The sequence below is a fragment of the Cellulomonas pasadenensis genome (assembly GCF_047229365.1).
In the GTDB taxonomy this organism is placed as follows: Bacteria; Actinomycetota; Actinomycetes; order Actinomycetales; family Cellulomonadaceae; genus Cellulomonas.
Window position 1 is genome coordinate 13,962 of sequence record NZ_JBFTEP010000012.1, and the last position, 16,481, is coordinate 30,442.

16 protein-coding genes are annotated in these 16,481 nt (G+C 76.4%); 9 read left to right on the top strand and 7 right to left on the bottom strand.

Translation table 11 applies throughout. The features are described from left to right. Positions 1-77 precede the first annotated feature (77 nt). The 4 genes from AB6N23_RS03265 to AB6N23_RS03280 form a co-directional block, all read right to left on the bottom strand. A complete protein-coding gene (locus AB6N23_RS03265; protein WP_412864667.1) occupies positions 78-638 on the bottom strand; it encodes a GNAT family N-acetyltransferase in 561 nt (186 codons plus the stop codon). 56 nt (positions 639-694) lie between these two features. Continuing rightward, complete coding sequence (locus tag AB6N23_RS03270) at positions 695-1,009, bottom strand: AzlD domain-containing protein (RefSeq protein ID WP_412864668.1); 315 nt, start codon at positions 1,007-1,009, stop codon at positions 695-697. Continuing rightward, positions 1,006-1,797 carry an AzlC family ABC transporter permease gene (locus AB6N23_RS03275; RefSeq protein ID WP_412864669.1) on the bottom strand — a complete coding sequence of 264 codons (792 nt, stop codon included), beginning with the start codon at positions 1,795-1,797 and terminating at the stop codon, positions 1,006-1,008. Before AB6N23_RS03275 ends, AB6N23_RS03270 begins: the two co-directional genes overlap by 4 nt. Positions 1,798-1,911: 114 nt before the next feature. Then, complete coding sequence (locus AB6N23_RS03280; RefSeq protein ID WP_412864670.1) at positions 1,912-3,381, bottom strand: NAD-dependent succinate-semialdehyde dehydrogenase; 1,470 nt, start codon at positions 3,379-3,381, stop codon at positions 1,912-1,914. A 115-nt stretch (positions 3,382-3,496) separates the two neighbouring features. On the opposite strand from AB6N23_RS03280, the gene dapA reads away from it, so the two are divergent. The 3 genes from dapA to AB6N23_RS03295 all read left to right on the top strand — a co-directional run bounded on the left by dapA (position 3,497) and on the right by AB6N23_RS03295 (position 6,457). Beyond that, complete coding sequence (dapA, locus tag AB6N23_RS03285) at positions 3,497-4,414, top strand: 4-hydroxy-tetrahydrodipicolinate synthase (RefSeq protein ID WP_412864671.1); 918 nt, start codon at positions 3,497-3,499, stop codon at positions 4,412-4,414. 50 nt (positions 4,415-4,464) lie between these two features. After that, on the top strand, positions 4,465-6,150 hold the full coding sequence (locus AB6N23_RS03290) for a ribonuclease J (protein ID WP_412864672.1): 1,686 nt from the start codon (positions 4,465-4,467) through the stop codon (positions 6,148-6,150). A gap of 133 nt (positions 6,151-6,283) precedes the next feature. Then, a complete protein-coding gene (locus AB6N23_RS03295; protein ID WP_412864673.1) occupies positions 6,284-6,457 on the top strand; it encodes a mycothiol transferase in 174 nt (57 codons plus the stop codon). Between the two features lie 7 nt (positions 6,458-6,464). On the opposite strand, the gene AB6N23_RS03300 is transcribed toward AB6N23_RS03295, so the two are convergent. Both AB6N23_RS03300 and AB6N23_RS03305 read right to left on the bottom strand, forming a co-directional pair. Next, entirely contained in the window at positions 6,465-7,601 is a 1,137-nt protein-coding gene (locus AB6N23_RS03300; protein WP_412864674.1) for a DNA glycosylase AlkZ-like family protein, read from the bottom strand. A 77-nt stretch (positions 7,602-7,678) separates the two neighbouring features. Next, positions 7,679-8,308 (bottom strand): TetR/AcrR family transcriptional regulator, encoded by a 630-nt coding sequence (locus AB6N23_RS03305; RefSeq protein ID WP_412864675.1) that lies wholly within the window; start codon positions 8,306-8,308, stop codon positions 7,679-7,681. A gap of 37 nt (positions 8,309-8,345) precedes the next feature. Here AB6N23_RS03305 and AB6N23_RS03310 point away from each other — a divergent pair, with 37 nt between their 5' ends. From AB6N23_RS03310 to AB6N23_RS03335, 6 genes are all read left to right on the top strand, one after another. Next, complete coding sequence (locus AB6N23_RS03310; protein ID WP_412864688.1) at positions 8,346-8,792, top strand: hypothetical protein; 447 nt, start codon at positions 8,346-8,348, stop codon at positions 8,790-8,792. A 107-nt stretch (positions 8,793-8,899) separates the two neighbouring features. Then, the gene (locus tag AB6N23_RS03315) at positions 8,900-11,566 is read left to right on the top strand and encodes a DNA translocase FtsK (protein WP_412864676.1); all 2,667 of its coding nucleotides are present in this window, start codon (positions 8,900-8,902) and stop codon (positions 11,564-11,566) included. 39 nt (positions 11,567-11,605) lie between these two features. Then, on the top strand, positions 11,606-13,741 hold the full coding sequence (locus AB6N23_RS03320; RefSeq protein WP_412864677.1) for a putative bifunctional diguanylate cyclase/phosphodiesterase: 2,136 nt from the start codon (positions 11,606-11,608) through the stop codon (positions 13,739-13,741). An 83-nt stretch (positions 13,742-13,824) separates the two neighbouring features. After that, complete coding sequence (gene pgsA, locus AB6N23_RS03325) at positions 13,825-14,418, top strand: CDP-diacylglycerol--glycerol-3-phosphate 3-phosphatidyltransferase (RefSeq protein WP_412864678.1); 594 nt, start codon at positions 13,825-13,827, stop codon at positions 14,416-14,418. Beyond that, a complete protein-coding gene (locus tag AB6N23_RS03330) occupies positions 14,415-14,915 on the top strand; it encodes a CinA family protein (RefSeq protein ID WP_412864679.1) in 501 nt (166 codons plus the stop codon). Before pgsA ends, AB6N23_RS03330 begins: the two co-directional genes overlap by 4 nt. 340 nt (positions 14,916-15,255) lie before the next feature. Next, positions 15,256-15,597, top strand: a complete 342-nt coding sequence (locus AB6N23_RS03335) for a helix-turn-helix domain-containing protein (RefSeq protein ID WP_135972540.1) — start codon at positions 15,256-15,258, stop codon at positions 15,595-15,597. Between the two features lie 9 nt (positions 15,598-15,606). Here the strand turns inward: AB6N23_RS03335 and AB6N23_RS03340 are convergent, their stop codons facing one another. Next, entirely contained in the window at positions 15,607-16,455 is an 849-nt protein-coding gene (locus AB6N23_RS03340) for a DNA-formamidopyrimidine glycosylase family protein (RefSeq protein ID WP_412864680.1), read from the bottom strand. Positions 16,456-16,481: the final 26 nt, after the last annotated feature.

The window sequence follows — 16,481 nt, forward strand, 5'->3', positions numbered from 1 at the left end:
GCCCTGCCGGGCGCGGCCCTGCCGGGAAGGGCGCGGGCCCGCCCGGACGGGCGCGGTCCCCGCGCCGGCGTGGCCGGTCAGATCGCCGCGTACCAGCGGTGCTCGGCGACCACGTGCGCCTCCTCGTCCGGCCCGGGGCCGGTCGCGAGCCGTCGCGTGAGGCCGTCGGGGCCGAGCCCCGCGCCGGCGAGGAAGCGCACGCGGGCGTCGTCGCCGTCCATGACCCACGTCTGCACCTGGTCGGCGCCGTCGGCGCGCAGCAGGTCGACGACGGCCGCGAGCAGGCGCGAGCCGTGCCCGGCGCGCTGCGCGGACGGGTCGACCTCGAGCGCCAGCACGACACCCGCCGGTGCCTCGCCCGGGTCGGCCGCCGGCACGGGCGCCACCGACGCGAAGCCGACGACCGCCGGGCCGGCGCACGCGACGAGCACGCGGTAGCCGGGACCCGGGGGAGCGGTGATCGCGCGCTCCCACTGGGCGGCGAACGCCGACGGGTCGAGCGCGTCGAGGACGCCGTCGCCGAGGACGTCGGCGTGCGCGGTGCGCCACGCACGCAGCTGGATGCCGGCGACGACGTGCTCGTCCCCGGGGACGGCGGGGCGGACGGAGACGTCGGCGGCGGGGGTCAGCAGCGACACCCCGCGAGACTAACCCGCGGCGGGCCGGCGCCGGCCGCCGCGGGCCGACCGGGGCGTCACGGCATGCCGAGCAGCCGCAGGCCCGCGGCGGTCGCGGCGGCGAGCAGCACCACGACGACGAACGGTGCGCGCAGCGCGAGCGCCACCGCCGCGACGGCAAGGGCGGGGACCCGGGCGTCGAGGACGAGGCGGCCGCCGGCGGTGGCCGTCTGCACCGCGACGAGGGCGGCGAGCAGCGCGACGGTGACCAGCGCGGCGGTCCGGGCGACGCGCGGCTCGGCGAGCCAGTGGCGCGGCAGCAGGTGCCCGGCGAGCTTGAGGGCGAGGCAGGCGGCGCTGGACAGGAGCACGGCGAGCCAGAGCGCGGTCACGGTGCGGGCCTCCCCGGGTCCGGTGCACCGGCAGGGCCGCCGGCGGGCGCGTCGTCGGCGGCGTCGTCGTCAGGTGCGTCCGCGTCGTCGCCCGGCAGCGGCACGGCGGGCAGCGCGGGGCTGAGCACGCCGACGAGGATCGCGACGGCGGCAGCGAGCAGCACCGGGACTCCGGCGGGCACGACCGGCGTCGTCGCGAGCGCGACGAGCACGGCGGCGGCCGCGACGAGCCGCGCGGTGCGTCCCTGCGGGCCGCCGAGCCGCGGCCACACGAGCGCGAGGAAGGCGGCCGCCGCCGCGGCGTCGAGGCCGTAGACCCGCGGGTCGCCGAGGCGGTCGCCGGCGAGGGCGCCGACGAGCGTGAACAGGTTCCACAGCACGAACACGCCGCCGCCGGTCCACCAGAACCCGACGCGCGCGGCGGTGCGGTCGGGCTGCGCCGTCGCGACGGCGGTGGACTCGTCGATGGTCAGCTGCGCGGCGGGCAGCAGGGCGGATGCCGGCAGCGCGAGGAGCGGCGCGAGCTGGGCGCCGTACAGGGCGTTGCGCGCGCCGAGCAGCGCGGCCGACGCGACGGCGGCCCCCACGGCGCCGCCGGCCCCGAGGACGCCGATGAGCGCGAACTGCGACCCGCCGGAGAACAGCAGCAGGCTCAGCGCCATCGTCTGCGCGACGTCGAGGCCCGACGCGACGGACAGCGCCCCGAACGAGACGCCGTACAGCCCGGTGGCCACGGACACCGACACCGCCTGGCGGCGCGCGGCACGCAGGACGTCGGGCGGGCTCACGCCGTCACTCTAGGCAGTCGTCCCGGGCGCCCGCGCCGGCCGTCCCGACGCCGACCGTCCCGATGCCGGCCGTCGCGACGCCGGCCGTCGCGAACGCCGAGCGGCGCCGGGCCGCTACAGCGCGACGTACACGGTCTCGAGGTACTCCTCCATGCCGGCGGCGCCGCCCTCGCGGCCGAGGCCGGACTGCTTCACACCGCCGAAGGGGGCGCTCGCGTCCGACACCATGCCGCGGTTGATGCCGACCATCCCGGCGTCGAGGCCCTCCGCCATGCGCATCGCCCGGCCGACGTCGCGCGTGTAGGCGTAGGCGACGAGGCCGAACGGCGTGTCGTTCGCGAGCCGCACCGCCTCGTCCTCGTCGTCGAACGTGACGACCGGCGCGACGGGGCCGAACGTCTCCTCGGTCACGACCCGCAGCGTGGGGTCGACCGACGTCAGCACCGTGGGGGCGTAGAAGAACCCCGGCCGCCGCACCGGCTCGCCGCCCGTGCGCAGGACGGCGCCGCCGTCGACGGCCTCGGTCACGACCTCGTCCACGCGCCGCACGGCCGACTCCTCGATGAGCGGGCCGACCGTGGTGTCCGGGTCCGCGCCGTGCCCGACGACGAGGCGCTCGAACGCGTCGGTGAGCCGGTCCGCGAACTCGCGCGCGACCGACCCGTGCACGAGGAAGCGGTTCGCGGCGACGCACGTCTGGCCGGAGTTGCGCATCTTCGCCTGCACGGCACCCTCGACGGCGGCGTCCAGGTCGGCGTCCTGGAACACGAGGAACGGCGCGTTGCCGCCGAGCTCCATCGACGTGCGCAGCACGTGCGGGGCGGCGGCGGCGAGCAGCGTGCGCCCGACCTCCGTCGAGCCCGTGAACGACAGCTTGCGCAGCCGCGGGTCACCGAGCAGCGGCTCGGACACCCTCCGCGCCGAGGACGTCGGCACCACGTTGACCGCACCGGTCGGCAGGTCGCGGCCGTCCAGCTCGGTGCGGACGAGCTCGAGCACGTAGGCGGTCGTCAGCGGCGTGAGCCGGGCGGGCTTGACGACGACGGTGCAGCCGGCCGCCAGGGCCGGGGCGACCTTCCGGGCGATCATCGCGATCGGGAAGTTCCACGGGGCGATGAGCAGCGCCGGGCCGACGGGGCGCCGCAGGACGAGCTGGTGGTGCGTGCCGGCAGGCGCGCGGCGCGCGAGGCCCTCGGCCCGCACCGCCTCCTCGGCGTACCAGCGCACGTAGTCGGCGGCGTACGCGACCTCGGCCCTCGACTCGGCGAGCGGCTTGCCGCCCTCGGCGGTGACGAGCGCGGCGATGTCCTCGCTGTGCGCCGTCAGCACCTCGAACACGGCGCGCAGCAGCTCGGAGCGGACGCGCGGCGCCGTCGCGCTCCAGGCGGGGAACGCGTCGTGCGCGGCCGCGAGCGCGTCGAGCGCGTCCTGCTCGTCGCCGTCGGCGACGTCGAACAGCGTCTCGCCCGTCGCCGGGTCGACGACCGGGAACGTGGCGCCCCCGCGCGCGGGGCGCCACTCGCCCCCGACGAGCATCCCGGTGGGCACGTGCGCGGCGACGGACGGCGGCAGCGGCGTGGTCATGGCGCCCAGTCTGGACGCGCGGCGTCGACCCGGCGCGGCGAGCGCACGGGTGCCCGCCGGGGTCGACGGGCGGGCGACGCCCGCGCCGGCCGTGCCCGGGCGGTACCGTGTGCCCATGCCCACCGTCACGTCCGCGACGCACCCGTTCGGGTCCGTGCTGTCGGCCATGGTCACCCCCATGACCGCCGACGGCGCGGTCGACCTCGAGGCGACCGTCGCGCTGGCGAAGCACCTGGTGGACCACGGGCACGACGGCCTGGTGCTCAACGGCACGACCGGTGAGGCGTCGACGACGCACGCGCCCGAGAAGGCGGAGGTCGTCGCCGCGGTCGTCGAGGCCGTCGGGGACCGCGCGTACGTCGTCGCCGGCGCCGGGTCCAACGACACCGCGCACGCCGTCCGGATGGCCGAGCAGGCGGCCGAGGCCGGTGCGCACGGGCTGCTGGTCGTCACGCCGTACTACTCGCGCCCCTCGCAGGAGGGCGTGTTCCGGCACGTGTCCGCCGTCGCCGACGCCACCGACCTGCCCGTCATGCTCTACGACGTCCCCGGTCGCTCCGTCGTGCGGCTCGCCCCGGCGACGGTCGACCGCCTCGCGGCGCACGACCGCGTCGTCGCCATGAAGGACGCGACCGGCGACGTCGTCGCCGCGGCCACGGCGACCCGCCGCACGGGCCTCGCCTGGTACAGCGGCGACGACGGCCTCGTCCTCGGCTTCCTCGCGCACGGCGCCGTCGGCCTCGTCGGTGTCGCGACGCACGTGCTCGGCGACCAGATGGCCGCGCTGTTCGACGCGTGGCGCAGCGGCGACACCGCGCGCGCGCTCGAGATCTTCCTCGCGGTCGAACCCGCGATCACCGCCATCAACGGTGACGGTTTCCAGGCGGTCGCCGCGAAGGCCGCCCTCGTGGAGACGGGCGTGCTGCGCAGCCGCGCGACCCGCCTCCCGCTCGTCCCCTACACCGACGACGAGGCAGCGCGTGTGCGCGCCGGTCTGCAGGCCGCCGGCCTGCTGGACGTCGTCACGGCCTGACCGCGCCGCACGACCGCGGCGCGGGGCCGGCCACGACCCACAGGAGCTCCATGAGTCACCCGCACCCCGACCTGACCCTGCCGCCGCCGCTGCCCGAGGGCGGTCTGCGGATCGTGCCGCTCGGCGGCCTGGGGGAGGTCGGGCGCAACATGGCCGTGCTCGAGCACGCCGGCCGGCTGCTCGTCATCGACTGCGGTGTCCTCTTCCCCGAGGACCACCAGCCCGGCGTCGACCTGATCCTCCCGGACTTCGACTACATCCGGGACCGCCTCGACGACATCGAGGCGATCGTGCTGACGCACGGCCACGAGGACCACATCGGCGCCGTCCCGTACCTGCTGCGGCTGCGCCGGGACATCCCGCTCGTGGGTTCGCAGCTCACGCTCGCGTTCGTGGAGGCGAAGCTCAAGGAGCACCGCATCCAGCCGCTGACGCTCGCGGTGCGCGAGGGCCAGGTCGAGCAGCTCGGCGTCTTCGGGTGCGAGTTCGTCGCGGTCAACCACTCGATCCCGGACGCGCTCGCCGTCGCGGTGCGCACCGCGGCGGGCACGGTGCTGCACACCGGCGACTTCAAGATGGACCAGCTGCCGCTCGACGGCCGCATCACCGACCTGCGCGCGTTCGCGCGGCTCGGCGACGAGGGCGTCGACCTGTTCATGGTCGACTCCACGAACGCCGAGGTGCCGGGCTTCGTCACGCCCGAGCGCGAGATCGGCCCGGTGCTGGACCAGGTGTTCGCCGAGTCCACCGGCCGCGTCGTCGTCGCGTCGTTCGCGTCGCACGTGCACCGCGTGCAGCAGGTGATCGACGCCGCCGTCGCGAACGAGCGGAAGGTGGCGCTCGTCGGTCGCTCCATGGTCCGGAACATGGGCATCGCCGCCGAGCTGGGCTACCTCAAGGTGCCCGACGGCGTGCTCGTCGACCAGAAGCAGATCGAGAAGCTGGCCGACGACCGCGTCGTCCTCATGTGCACCGGGTCGCAGGGCGAGCCGATGGCCGCCCTGTCGCGGATCGCGAACAACGACCACAAGGTCTCGGTCGGCCCCGGCGACACCGTCGTGCTGGCGTCCAGCCTCATCCCCGGCAACGAGAACGCCGTCTTCCGCGTCATCAACGGCCTCATGCGCCTGGGGGCGCGCGTCGTGCACTCCGGCAACGCGAAGGTGCACGTCTCCGGCCACGCGAGCGCCGGCGAGCTCCTGTACTGCTACAACATCCTGCGCCCGCGCAACGTCATGCCCGTCCACGGCGAGGTGCGCCACCTCATCGCGAACGCCGCGCTCGCCGTGAAGACGGGCGTGCCGGCCGACCGCGTCGTGCTCGCGGAGGACGGCGTCGTCGTCGACCTGGTCGACGGCCGGGCCAGCGTCGTGGGCGCGGTGCCGTGCGGGTACGTCTACGTCGACGGCTCGAGCGTCGGCGAGCTCACCGACGCCGAGCTCAAGGACCGCCGGATCCTCGGCGACGAGGGCTTCGTGTCGATCTTCGCGGTCGTGTCCTCGCAGGACGGCAAGGTGCTGGCGGGCCCTCAGGTCCACGCGCGGGGCGTCGCGGAGCAGGACGACGTGTTCGACGAGATCCTCCCGCAGGTCACCGCGGCGCTCGAGGACGCCGTCCGCTCGGGTGCGACGGACACCCACCAGCTGCAGCAGGTCATCCGGCGCGTCGTCGGCCGCTGGGTCTCCGGCAAGCTGCGCCGGCGCCCGATGATCATCCCGGTCGTCGTCGAGGCGTAGCGGCCGACCGGCACGAGCGGCACGCCGCCGGCGAGCGGCGCGGCGGAGGGCGCGGGTCCGTTGACCCGCGCCCTCCGCCGCGTCGCGCGCCGCGGTCGCGGAGGCGCTCGCGGACGGCGGCCTCGACAGGCGCGTGCGGTGGGGTGCCGACGGCGACGAGGCGCCGAGCCTGCGGCGACTGCTCGTCGACGTGCTCGAGGAGTACGCGCGGCACGTGGGCCACGCCGACCTGCTGCGCGAGGCGGTCGACGGCGCGGTCGGCGAGGACCCGCCGGGCGTCGTCGACCCGTACCCGCCGCCGGCCTGACGCCGGCTCAGGCGGGCGCGAGGCCGCGGAACGCCGCGAGCCGCGCGTGCTCGTCGTCGACGGCGCGCCGCGTCGCCGCGTCCCAGGTCCGCCACGGCTCCACCTCCAGCGCGAGGCGGCGTCCGCGTGCGCGGGGACGCCACGTGCCGACGACCTCGCCGTCGCGCAGGACGGCGCCCGGGCGCCCGAGGGTCGGCCACAGCGCGGCGCGGCGCGTGGCGTCCGGGACGAGGAGGTCGCGGTCGCGGGCCTGGAGGAACAGGTCGAACGGGCCGAGCAGGCGGACGACCGGGCCCGCGAGCGGCTCCTCCGCGGCGTCGAGCGCGTCGGCGTCCGCGGCGAGGACGCTGCGCGCGTCGCCGTCGACGTCGACGTCCACCACGTCGTCCGGCCAGCGGGCGCGGACGTCGGCGACAGGGGCGTCCAGGGACGCGGCGACGAGGCGCGGCGTCGCGGGGCCGAGCAGGTGCAGCGTGGTCCGCACCAGGTCGTGCCGACCGCCGGGCGGCGGCGCGTCGGTCCGGGCGACCGCGTCCTCGGGCCACCCGGGGACGCGCCGCAGGACCGGCGGAGACGTGCCGGGCTCGAGCTCCAGGCCGGCGTGCAGCGCGGCCAGCCGGAACGTCTGCTCGTACATGTGGGTCGTCCCGCACGGCCGGCACCAGCGCAGGAAGCAGTCCGGCAGGCGTCCGGTCATCGCGGTGGAGACCTCGCCCTTGGTCAGCGGCTGCGTGACGACGTCGCGCATGCTGCGCGCCGCGGTGGCGAGCGCGTCCCGCGGGTCGAGGCCGGCCGCCCGCAGCGGGCCTGCGGCGTCGAAGACGCGCGCCGCGGCGTCGGCGGAGGACCACGGCCGCAGGGCGCGCTCGACGGCGGGCAGGTCCTCGCGGCGGTAGGCGTGCGGCGCGCCGCGCACGGTCCACGCCAGCGCGAGGGCGTCCGGCCACGCGCCGCGGCGGACGTCGAGCCCACGCAGCGCGAGGGCCCACAGGGCGCCGTCCGGCCCGGTGTCCTGCACACCGGCGTCGAGCACCGCCACGTCGCCGGGGCCGGCCGCCGCGCCCGGCGCCCGGTCGAGCTGCTGCACGCGCACGCGGTGGCGCAGCACGGCGGAGCGGGAGGCACGGCGGGCTCGGGCGGCCATGGGGCGATCGTGCCACCACCCCCCGACGACGCGTCCGTGGCGCCCGGCGAGGTGGTGCCCGCGGGTCGCGCCCGTCCTCAGGCGGGCGGCGGGCCGAGCAGCCCGGGACCCGCTGCCCGCAGCGCGGCGACGTAGCGCGCGTCGCGCTCGTCCGCCGGCCACGGCAGGAGCCCGTCGAGCTCCAGGGTCACCCAGCCGTGCGCGAGGGCCCAGACGTGCGTGGCGCCGCGCACCGCGTCGTCGGGGCCGGCCGCCGCGGGGTAGCCGCCGGCGGCCGCGCCCGACCGGAGCGCGTCCCGGACGGCGTCGTGCAGGACGCGGAAGGTGGGCGCCGCAGTGACCGGTGCGCTGCCGGGGTGGCTCACGCCGACGCCGGCCCGGGCGAACATCACGCGGTACGTGTGCGGCTCGGCGAGGGCGAAGCCGCGGTAGGCGACGCCGAGCGCGAGCAGGTCGCGGTCGGGGTCGCCCGTGCGGCCGGCGACGCGCAGGTGCTCCGCGAACCGGTCCGCCGCGCGGTCGCCGACGGCCCGCAGCAGGGCCTCGCGGCCGCCGAACAGGGCGTACACCGCGCTCGACGAGGTGCCCGCGCGAGTCGCGACGTCGCGCACGGTGAGCGCCGCCGGTCCCGCCTCCGCGACGACGCGCGTGGACTCGGCGAGCAGTCGGTCGCGCAGGGCGTCGTCGTGGACGCGGGGACGGGGCACGGACAGAGCGTACGTCTTGACGCGGAGTTCTGTGACGATGTTCCATAACACCGTTACCAAACTGGAGGCCGCCATGCTCGAGCTCACCGAGGCCGCGCGCACCACCGCCGGTGCCGTCGCCCTCACCGTCGTCGCCGTCGAGTCGGGGGGCTGGTTCCTCGTCCGCGTCGTCACCGGTCGCGTGCCCGCGACCGACTTCCAGCGCGCGTTCTTCCGCGCGGGGCACGCGCACGCGGGCGTCCTCGTGACGCTCGGGCTGGTGTGCCTCCTGCTGGGCGAGGCGACGTCGCTCTCCGGCGGGTGGCGCTGGCTCGCGCAGACGGGCGTGCTCGTGGCCGCCGTCCTGCTGCCCGCCGGCTTCTTCCTCTCCGCCGCCGGGGCCGGCCGGACACGGCCCAACCGGCTCGTCGTGCTCCTGCCGCTCGGCGCGCTCGCGCTCGCGGGCGGGGTCGTCACCCTCGGCGTCGGGCTGCTGCGCGGGTGACACGACGGCCGTCGGCGCGGCCGACGGTGCGGCGGGCCACGAGCCCGGCGGGCGACACGGTGCCCGGCAGCCGGGGGAGCGCGGCCCGGGCGGCTACCGTGAGGACCATGGCGACCCGTACGACCCCGACCCCCGCGCGCTCGACGCGCGCCGGCGGCTCGACGTCGTCGCGGGGCACCACGCGCGGCGGCGCGACGCGACCCGCCGGTCGTGCACCGGCCCCGCCGCGACAGCCCGCCCTCCCGCTGCGCATCGTGCGCGGCATCTGGATGGGCGGTGCGCACCTCGTGGGCGGCACCGCCCGGCGCATCGGCCGCGGCGCGCGCGACCTCGACCCCGCCCACCGCCGCGACGGCGTCGCGTTCACGCTGCTCGCGCTCGCCGTCGTCGTGGCGGCGCGCGAGTGGTGGGACCTGTCCGGCACGGCCGGCGACGTCGTGCACAACGTCGTGGCCGGCACGTTCGGCGTCGTCGGCGTGGTCGTGCCCGTCGTGCTGCTCGGCGTCGCCGTGCGGCTCATGCGTCACCCCGAGCGGGCGCAGGCCAACTCGCGCATCGGCATCGGTCTCACCGCGATCACGGTCGCCGTCTGCTCGATCGTGCACATCGCGCACGGGCGCCCCGGCACCGACGACATGGCGGCGCTCCGCGACGCCGGGGGTGTCGTCGGCTTCGGCGTCGGCACGCCGCTCGCGACGCTGCTCACGCCGGTCGTCGCGGGCCTGCTGCTCGGCATCCTCGCGTTCTTCGGCGTCCTCGTGGTCACGGCGACGCCCGTGCACCAGATCGGTCCGCGGCTGGCCGCGCTGTACCGACGGCTCACCGGCCAGCCCGACGGGCCCGTCGCGCCCGACGAGGACGACGACGCGCCGCTCGTCATCGAGGCGCTGCACAGCGCGCGGCCCGAGCCGGTCGAGAAGCCGCGGCGCAAGCCCCGCCTGCTCACGCGCAAGCCCCGCGCGCAGGAGCCCCCGGACCCCGACGACGACCGCCTCGACGAGTACGTCGGCGACGAGGCGTTCGAGCGCGCGGCCGTCGTCGACCGCACCGTGGGCGCGGCCGCGCCGGACGACCTCGACGACGCCCCCACGGCGCGCATGGACCCGGCGCCCCCGACGGCGCCCACCGCGGCCGTCGCCGCGGTCGGCACGTCCGTCGGCACCGACGTCGGGACCGAGCTCGCGGCCCCGCGCCCCACGGGCGTGCCGCGCGGCGAGCAGCCGATGCTCGAGGGCGACGTCGTCTACGTCCTGCCCACCGAGGACGCGCTCGCCAAGGGCGCGCCGCACAAAGTGCGCTCGGCCGCGAACGACCGGGTCGTCGACTCGCTCACGAACGTGCTCGAGCAGTTCCAGATCGACGCGCAGGTCACCGGCTTCACGCGCGGCCCGACGGTCACGCGGTACGAGGTCGAGCTCGGGCAGGGCGTCAAGGTGGAGCGCGTGACGGCGCTGAGCAAGAACATCGCCTACGCGGTCGCGAGCGCGGACGTGCGCATCCTGTCGCCGATCCCCGGCAAGTCGGCGATCGGCATCGAGATCCCCAACACCGACCGCGAGACGGTCGCGCTCGGCGACGTGCTGCGCTCGAGCGCCGCGAAGCGCACCGAGCACCCGATGGTCATCGGCGTCGGCAAGGACGTCGAGGGCGGGTACGTCGTCGCGAACCTGGCGAAGATGCCGCACCTGCTCGTCGCGGGCGCCACCGGCGCGGGCAAGTCGTCGTTCGTCAACTCGATGATCGTGTCGATCCTCATGCGCTCCACGCCCGACGAGGTCCGGATGATCCTCGTCGACCCGAAGCGCGTCGAGCTGACCCTGTACGAGGGCATCCCGCACCTCATCACGCCCATCATCACGAACCCCAAGAAGGCCGCCGAGGCCCTCGAGTGGGTGGTGAAGGAGATGGAGGCGCGGTACGACGACCTCGCGATGTTCGGGTACAAGCACATCGACGACTTCAACGCCGCGGTCCGCATCGGCAAGGTCAAGCCGCTGCCGGGCTCCGAGCGCAAGATCGCGACGTACCCGTACCTGCTCGTGATCGTCGACGAGCTCGCCGACCTCATGATGGTCGCGCCGCGCGACGTCGAGGCGTCGATCCAGCGCATCACGCAGCTCGCGCGCGCCGCCGGCATCCACCTCGTGCTCGCGACGCAGCGCCCGTCGGTCGACGTCGTCACCGGTCTCATCAAGGCCAACGTGCCATCGCGGCTCGCGTTCGCGACGAGCTCGCTCACCGACTCCCGCGTCGTGCTCGACCAGCCGGGCGCCGAGAAGCTCATCGGCCAGGGTGACGCGCTCTTCCTCCCCATGGGCGCGGCCAAGCCGATGCGTACGCAGGGTGCGTGGGTGTCCGAGTCGGAGATCCACGCGGTCGTCGAGCACGTCAAGGGTCAGCTGAAGCCGGTGTACCGCGAGGACGTCACCGTGCAGGCCGCGAAGAAGCAGGTCGACGACGACATCGGCGACGACCTCGACCTGCTGCTGCAGGCGGCGGAGCTCGTCGTGACGACGCAGTTCGGGTCGACGTCGATGCTGCAGCGCAAGCTGCGCGTCGGGTTCGCCAAGGCCGGCCGGCTCATGGACCTGCTCGAGTCCCGCGAGATCGTCGGGCCCTCCGAGGGCTCGAAGGCGCGCGAGGTGCTCGTGCAGCCGGACGACCTGCCGGGCACGCTCGCGCTGCTGCGCGGCGACCCGGGCGGCGCTGACGACGCGGACCTGCCGGACGACCTCGAGGAGGACGACGCCGGGCACGGTCCCGGCGCCGACTGACCGGGCGTGGGCACCGGGTCCGTGGCGCCCCTCGGCGTCGTGAGCACGGTCATCGCGGCCGTCGCGGTGGCCGCGCTCATCGCCGTCCTCGTCCTGCTGCACCGGGAGCGGACGCAGCGCCGGCGCGCGACCGGGCTGCTGGGCACCGCGCAGGAGCTGCGCCGACGGTACGACGCGCTGCAGACGGTGACGCGCGAGGGCGTGCTCGTGCAGTCGGCCGACGGTCGGGTGCTGGACCTGTCGGACCGCGCGGCCGCCATCCTCGGGGTGGGGCGCGCCGACGCGGTGGGGCGGCGCGTCGCCGAGCTGCCGCTCGCGCTCGTCGACGAGCGCGGACTGGCCGTCAGCCCCGTGTCCGTCCTGGGCCTGCGCGGCGAGGACGCCGAGCCGCTCGTCGTCGGCGTCGTGCGGCCCGGGCACGACGAGCGCCCACGCCTCGTGCGGGTGGCGGCGCAGCTCGTCGCCGAGGGCGGGGGTGCGCCGCCGACGGTCCTCACCACGCTCGTCGACGTCACGGTGCGTCGCGAGGTCGAGGTGGCCCTGTCGCGCAGCGAGACGCAGTTCCGCGTCGCGATGGAGAACGCGCCGATCGGCATGGCGCTCGTCGACCTCGACTGGCGCGTCACCGAGGCCAACGTGGCGCTCGCCGAGCTGCTCGGCACGCACGCGGCCGCCCTGCGCGGGTACCGCGTCGACGAGCTCACGGCGCCGGAGGACCGCGCCGCGCAGCGTCAGCAGCTCGACCGGCTCCTCGGCGGCGAGCAGCACCGGTTCTCGCTCGAGATGCGCTGCCGGCGCGCGGACGGGCAACTGGTGTGGGTGGTGCTCGACGCGGCGCTGGTGCGCGAGCCCGACGGCCGGCCCGACCACGTCGTGGTGCAGGTGCGCGACGCCACGGAGTCGCGCCTGCAGGCCGAGATGCTCACCCACCGGGCCATGCACGACCCGCTCACCGGGCTCGCCAACCGCACGCTGCTGCAGGAGGTGCTGCAGGCGGCGCTCGAGCAGCCCGGCGCCGTCGACCGGACGGCCGTGCTGGCGTGCGACCTCGACGGGTTCAAGGAGATCAACGACCGGTACGGGCACGCGACGGGCGACGAGCTGCTCGTGCACGTCGCGGGCGTGCTGCGGGCCGCGACCGGGACGAGCGGCACGGTGGCCCGGCTCGGCGGCGACGAGTTCGTCGTGGTCGTGCAGGAGCAGGACGCCGCGAAGGCGGTCTTCGAGGTCGCGAACCAGATCCACGCCGGCCTGCGCGAGCCGCTGCGGGTCGGGCGGCGGCGCACGCCGGTCGCCGCGAGCGTGGGCGTCGCGCTCGCCGACGCCGCGCTGGTCGAGGCGGGCGCGCCGACGCTGCTGGCCGCCGCGGACACCGCGCTGTACCGCGCCAAGGCGGCCGGGCGCGGCCGCACCGAGGTGTACGACCCGTCGATGGGCCTGTCGACCGCCACGACCCTGCACCGCGAGCTGGTCCGGGCGGTCGAGGAGGACCAGCTCGTCGTCCACTACCAGCCGATCGTCGACCTGTCCGACGGGCACGTCGTCGGGTACGAGGCGCTCGTGCGCTGGCAGCACCCGTACCGCGGGCTCCTCCTGCCCGGGGCGTTCCTGCCGCACGCGCAGGAGGCCGGGGTGTCGGTGCTGCTGGGGCAGCTCGTCGCGACGCGCGTCGTCGAGCACCTCGCGCGGACCACGGACGACGGCCGGTGGGTGTCCGTCAACGTCTCGGCCGACCAGCTCGGCGACGGCGAGCTCGCCACGCGGCTGCTCGCGGAGCTGTCGCGCCACCGCGTCGCGCCCGGCCGTCTCGTCCTCGAGCTCACCGAGTCGAGCCTCGTCGCGTCGGGCACGCGGATCCGGCACGAGCTCACGCAGCTGTCGGCCGCCGGCGTGCCGATCCTGCTCGACGACTTCGGCACGGGCGTGTCGCCCCTGTCGTACCTGCGCGACCTGCCCGTGGCCGGCGTCAAGCTCGACATGTCCTTCACGTCCGGCATCCCGCACGACCCGACCGCCGGCAAGGTCGTGCGCGCCCTCGGTGCGCTCGCCCGCGAGCTCGCGATGGTGACGATCGCCGAGGGCATCGAGCACGAGGAGCAGGCGACGCACCTGCGCCGCAGCGGCTGGCGGTACGGGCAGGGGTGGCTGTACGGCGCGGCGCAGCCGCCCGTGTGACGCGCCCGCCGTGTCGCCCGGACGCGACCGCGGGAAGCGGCCCCGGGCGGGAGCACCGCGCACGCGGCCCTAGGCTGTGACCCGTGGTCGACGTCGCTGCCTCCGTGTGGACGCCGGCGAACGTCGTCACGATGCTCCGCATCGCCGTCGTGCCGGTGTTCGCCGTGGTCCTCCTGCTCGACGGCGGTCACACCGTCGGCGGGCGTCTCCTCGCCGCCGCGCTGTTCGCCGTCGCCGCGCTGACCGACCGCCTCGACGGCTGGCTCGCACGCCGCTCCGGGCAGGTCACCGACCTCGGCAAGCTGCTCGACCCCATCGCGGACAAGCTGCTCGTCGGGACGGCGCTCGTGCTGCTGTCCTGGCTCGGCGAGCTGTGGTGGGCCGTCACGGCCGTGATCCTCGTGCGGGAGCTCGGCATCACGGTGATGCGCTTCCTCCTGCTGCGCTACGTCGTCCTGCCCGCGTCCCGCGGCGGCAAGCTGAAGACGGTCCTGCAGTCGGTCGCGATCGGCATCTACCTGCTCCCGCTCGACGCGCTCCCGGCCGCCGTCGGCTGGCTCGCCGCCGTCGTGATGGCCGCCGCGGTCGCCGTCACGCTCGTCACCGGGCTCGACTACGTGCGCACCGCCGTGCGCATCCGCCGGGCAGCCGGCGTCCCGCCCGCGGCCGGCCTGTGAGCGACGGACCGGAGCCGTCCCACGCCGCGCGGGAGCTGCTCGCGCTGCTGGCGGCCCGCGGCTGGTCGCTGGCCGTCGCCGAGTCGCTCACCGGTGGGCAGGTCACCGCGACGCTCGTCGACGTGCCTGGTGCGTCGGCGGTCCTGCGCGGCGGGGTCGTCGCGTACGCGACGGACCTGAAGGCGTCGGTGCTCGGCGTCGACGGCGACCTGCTCGCCGCGCGCGGACCCGTCGACGGCGACGTCGCGTGCGCGATGGCGGACGGGGTGCGGGTGCGGCTCGGCGCGGACGTCGGGCTGGCGACGACCGGTGTCGCGGGCCCGGGCCCGCAGGACGGGCACCCGGCGGGGACCGTGCACGTCGCCGTGGCTCGCGCCGCCGGCACGGTCAGCCGCGCGCTGCGCCTGGACGGCGACCGCGCCGCGGTGCGCGCCGGCGCCACGGCCGCCGTGCTCGCCCTGGCGGTCGAGGTGCTCGCCGACGGTGCCGGATCCTGAGGCGCGTGTCCTGAGGCGCGTGTCCTGCGGTGCGGTCCTGCCGCGCGGGTCCTGCGGCGCGACGTCCTGAGAGCCTCCTGAGATCCGCGTCCCGGGCGCCGCGCCGGGAACAACCGTCACCGCCTCGCGCGTTGGGGAGGACGTGATGAGCACTCGACCGCCTGTGCGCGGAGCCGACGCGCTCGTCGGCGGTGCGCGGTACGGTGGTCGTCTTCCGGCCGCGCGCCGACCGGGAGCGGCAGCAAGGGCGGTGGCTGCGACCACCGCCGGCAAGGGGACGGGGACGCCCACGGCGTTCCCGCCCGGTGACCGAGGACGTGACGTGAAGGGGGGAGCCCAGATGGTCGTCCTGCGACGAGAGATCGGCGACGTCCTGCGGGACGCGCGCCAGCGCCAGGGCCGCACCCTGCGTGAGGTCTCCTCGGCCGCCCGTGTCTCGCTCGGGTACCTGAGCGAGGTCGAGCGCGGGCAGAAGGAGGCGTCGTCGGAGCTGCTGAGCAGCATCTGCGACGCGCTCGACGTCCCGCTGTCCCTCGTGCTGCGCGAGGTCAGCGACCGTGTGGCCGTCGCCGAGGGCCTCCTGGTCCCGGACACGGTGCCGGCCGACCTGGCCGCCGCGGTCGACGGGCCGTCGGACGCCGGCTGGGCGCTGTCCCGGTCGGAGCTGGCCCCCGTCGGCTGACGTGGGCGTTCAGGTCTCGGGTCGCCCCGGGGTCCGCACCGCGCGCCCGCGCGCCTGACACCGCGGGCACCAGAACACGGGTCGCTGCATCGGCGGCACCCCCACCTCGTCGCGGCGGACCGGTGTGCCGCAGCGGACGCAGGGTCGCCGGTCGCGGCCGTGGACGGCCTCGACCGGGCGACCCGTCACCACCGAGCGGCGCATGAGCTCGCGGGCCGTGCGCAGGATCCGTGCCGGGTCGTCGACGACGTCGGCCGGCGTGAACGGCCACCACCGCTCGACGAAGAGCGACTCGGCCATGAAGATCGTCCCGATGCCGGCCACGACGCGCTGGTCGAGCAGCAGCTCGCCCACGGGCCGGTCGCCCTGCGCCGCCCAGCGGCGGAGCGCCTCCTCGATGCCGGGCGTCGGCAGGTCGTGCACCGGCAGGCCGGCGACCGGCACGCCCGGCGTGCCGTCGAAGTCCTCGTCGAGGACGTCGGGGCCGAGGTGGCCGACGAGAGTGCGCTCGTCGCGGGTGCGCAGGACGTCGAGCATGCCGATGTGGTGGCCGAGCGCGGTCCACCGCGCGTCCGCGAGCACGGCCCGCACGTACGGCGAGCGACCGGCGGCGCGGGGCTCGCCCGACGGCGCGACCCGCCAGTACCCGTCCATCCGCAGGTGGGTGTGCAGCGTCGTGCCGTCGTCGAACCGGGTGAGCAGGTGCTTGCCGTACGGCCGCGTGCCGAGGACGGTCCGGCCGCGCAGGTCGACCGTCGCCGCGGTCGGCCACCGCAGGTCGGAACGCACGAGCCGCTGCCCGGCGAGCGCCTGGTCGAGGCGCGCGGCGGTCCGGCGCAGGACGTCACCCTCGGGCACGGCGCACCTCCGGGCGGACGGGACCG

Bases quoted from the DNA above. Each gene is read 5' to 3' on its own strand.
- AB6N23_RS03280 (WP_412864670.1), bottom strand. From the start codon at position 3,381: ATGACCACGCCGCTGCCGCCGTCCGTCGCCGCGCACGTGCCCACCGGG.
- dapA (WP_412864671.1), top strand. From the start codon at position 3,497: ATGCCCACCGTCACGTCCGCGACGCACCCGTTCGGGTCCGTGCTGTCG.
- AB6N23_RS03290 (WP_412864672.1), top strand. From the start codon at position 4,465: ATGAGTCACCCGCACCCCGACCTGACCCTGCCGCCGCCGCTGCCCGAG.
- AB6N23_RS03300 (WP_412864674.1), bottom strand. From the start codon at position 7,601: ATGGCCGCCCGAGCCCGCCGTGCCTCCCGCTCCGCCGTGCTGCGCCAC.
- AB6N23_RS03310 (WP_412864688.1), top strand. From the start codon at position 8,346: ATGTTCCATAACACCGTTACCAAACTGGAGGCCGCCATGCTCGAGCTC.
- AB6N23_RS03315 (WP_412864676.1), top strand. From the start codon at position 8,900: ATGGCGACCCGTACGACCCCGACCCCCGCGCGCTCGACGCGCGCCGGC.
- AB6N23_RS03335 (WP_135972540.1), top strand. From the start codon at position 15,256: ATGGTCGTCCTGCGACGAGAGATCGGCGACGTCCTGCGGGACGCGCGC.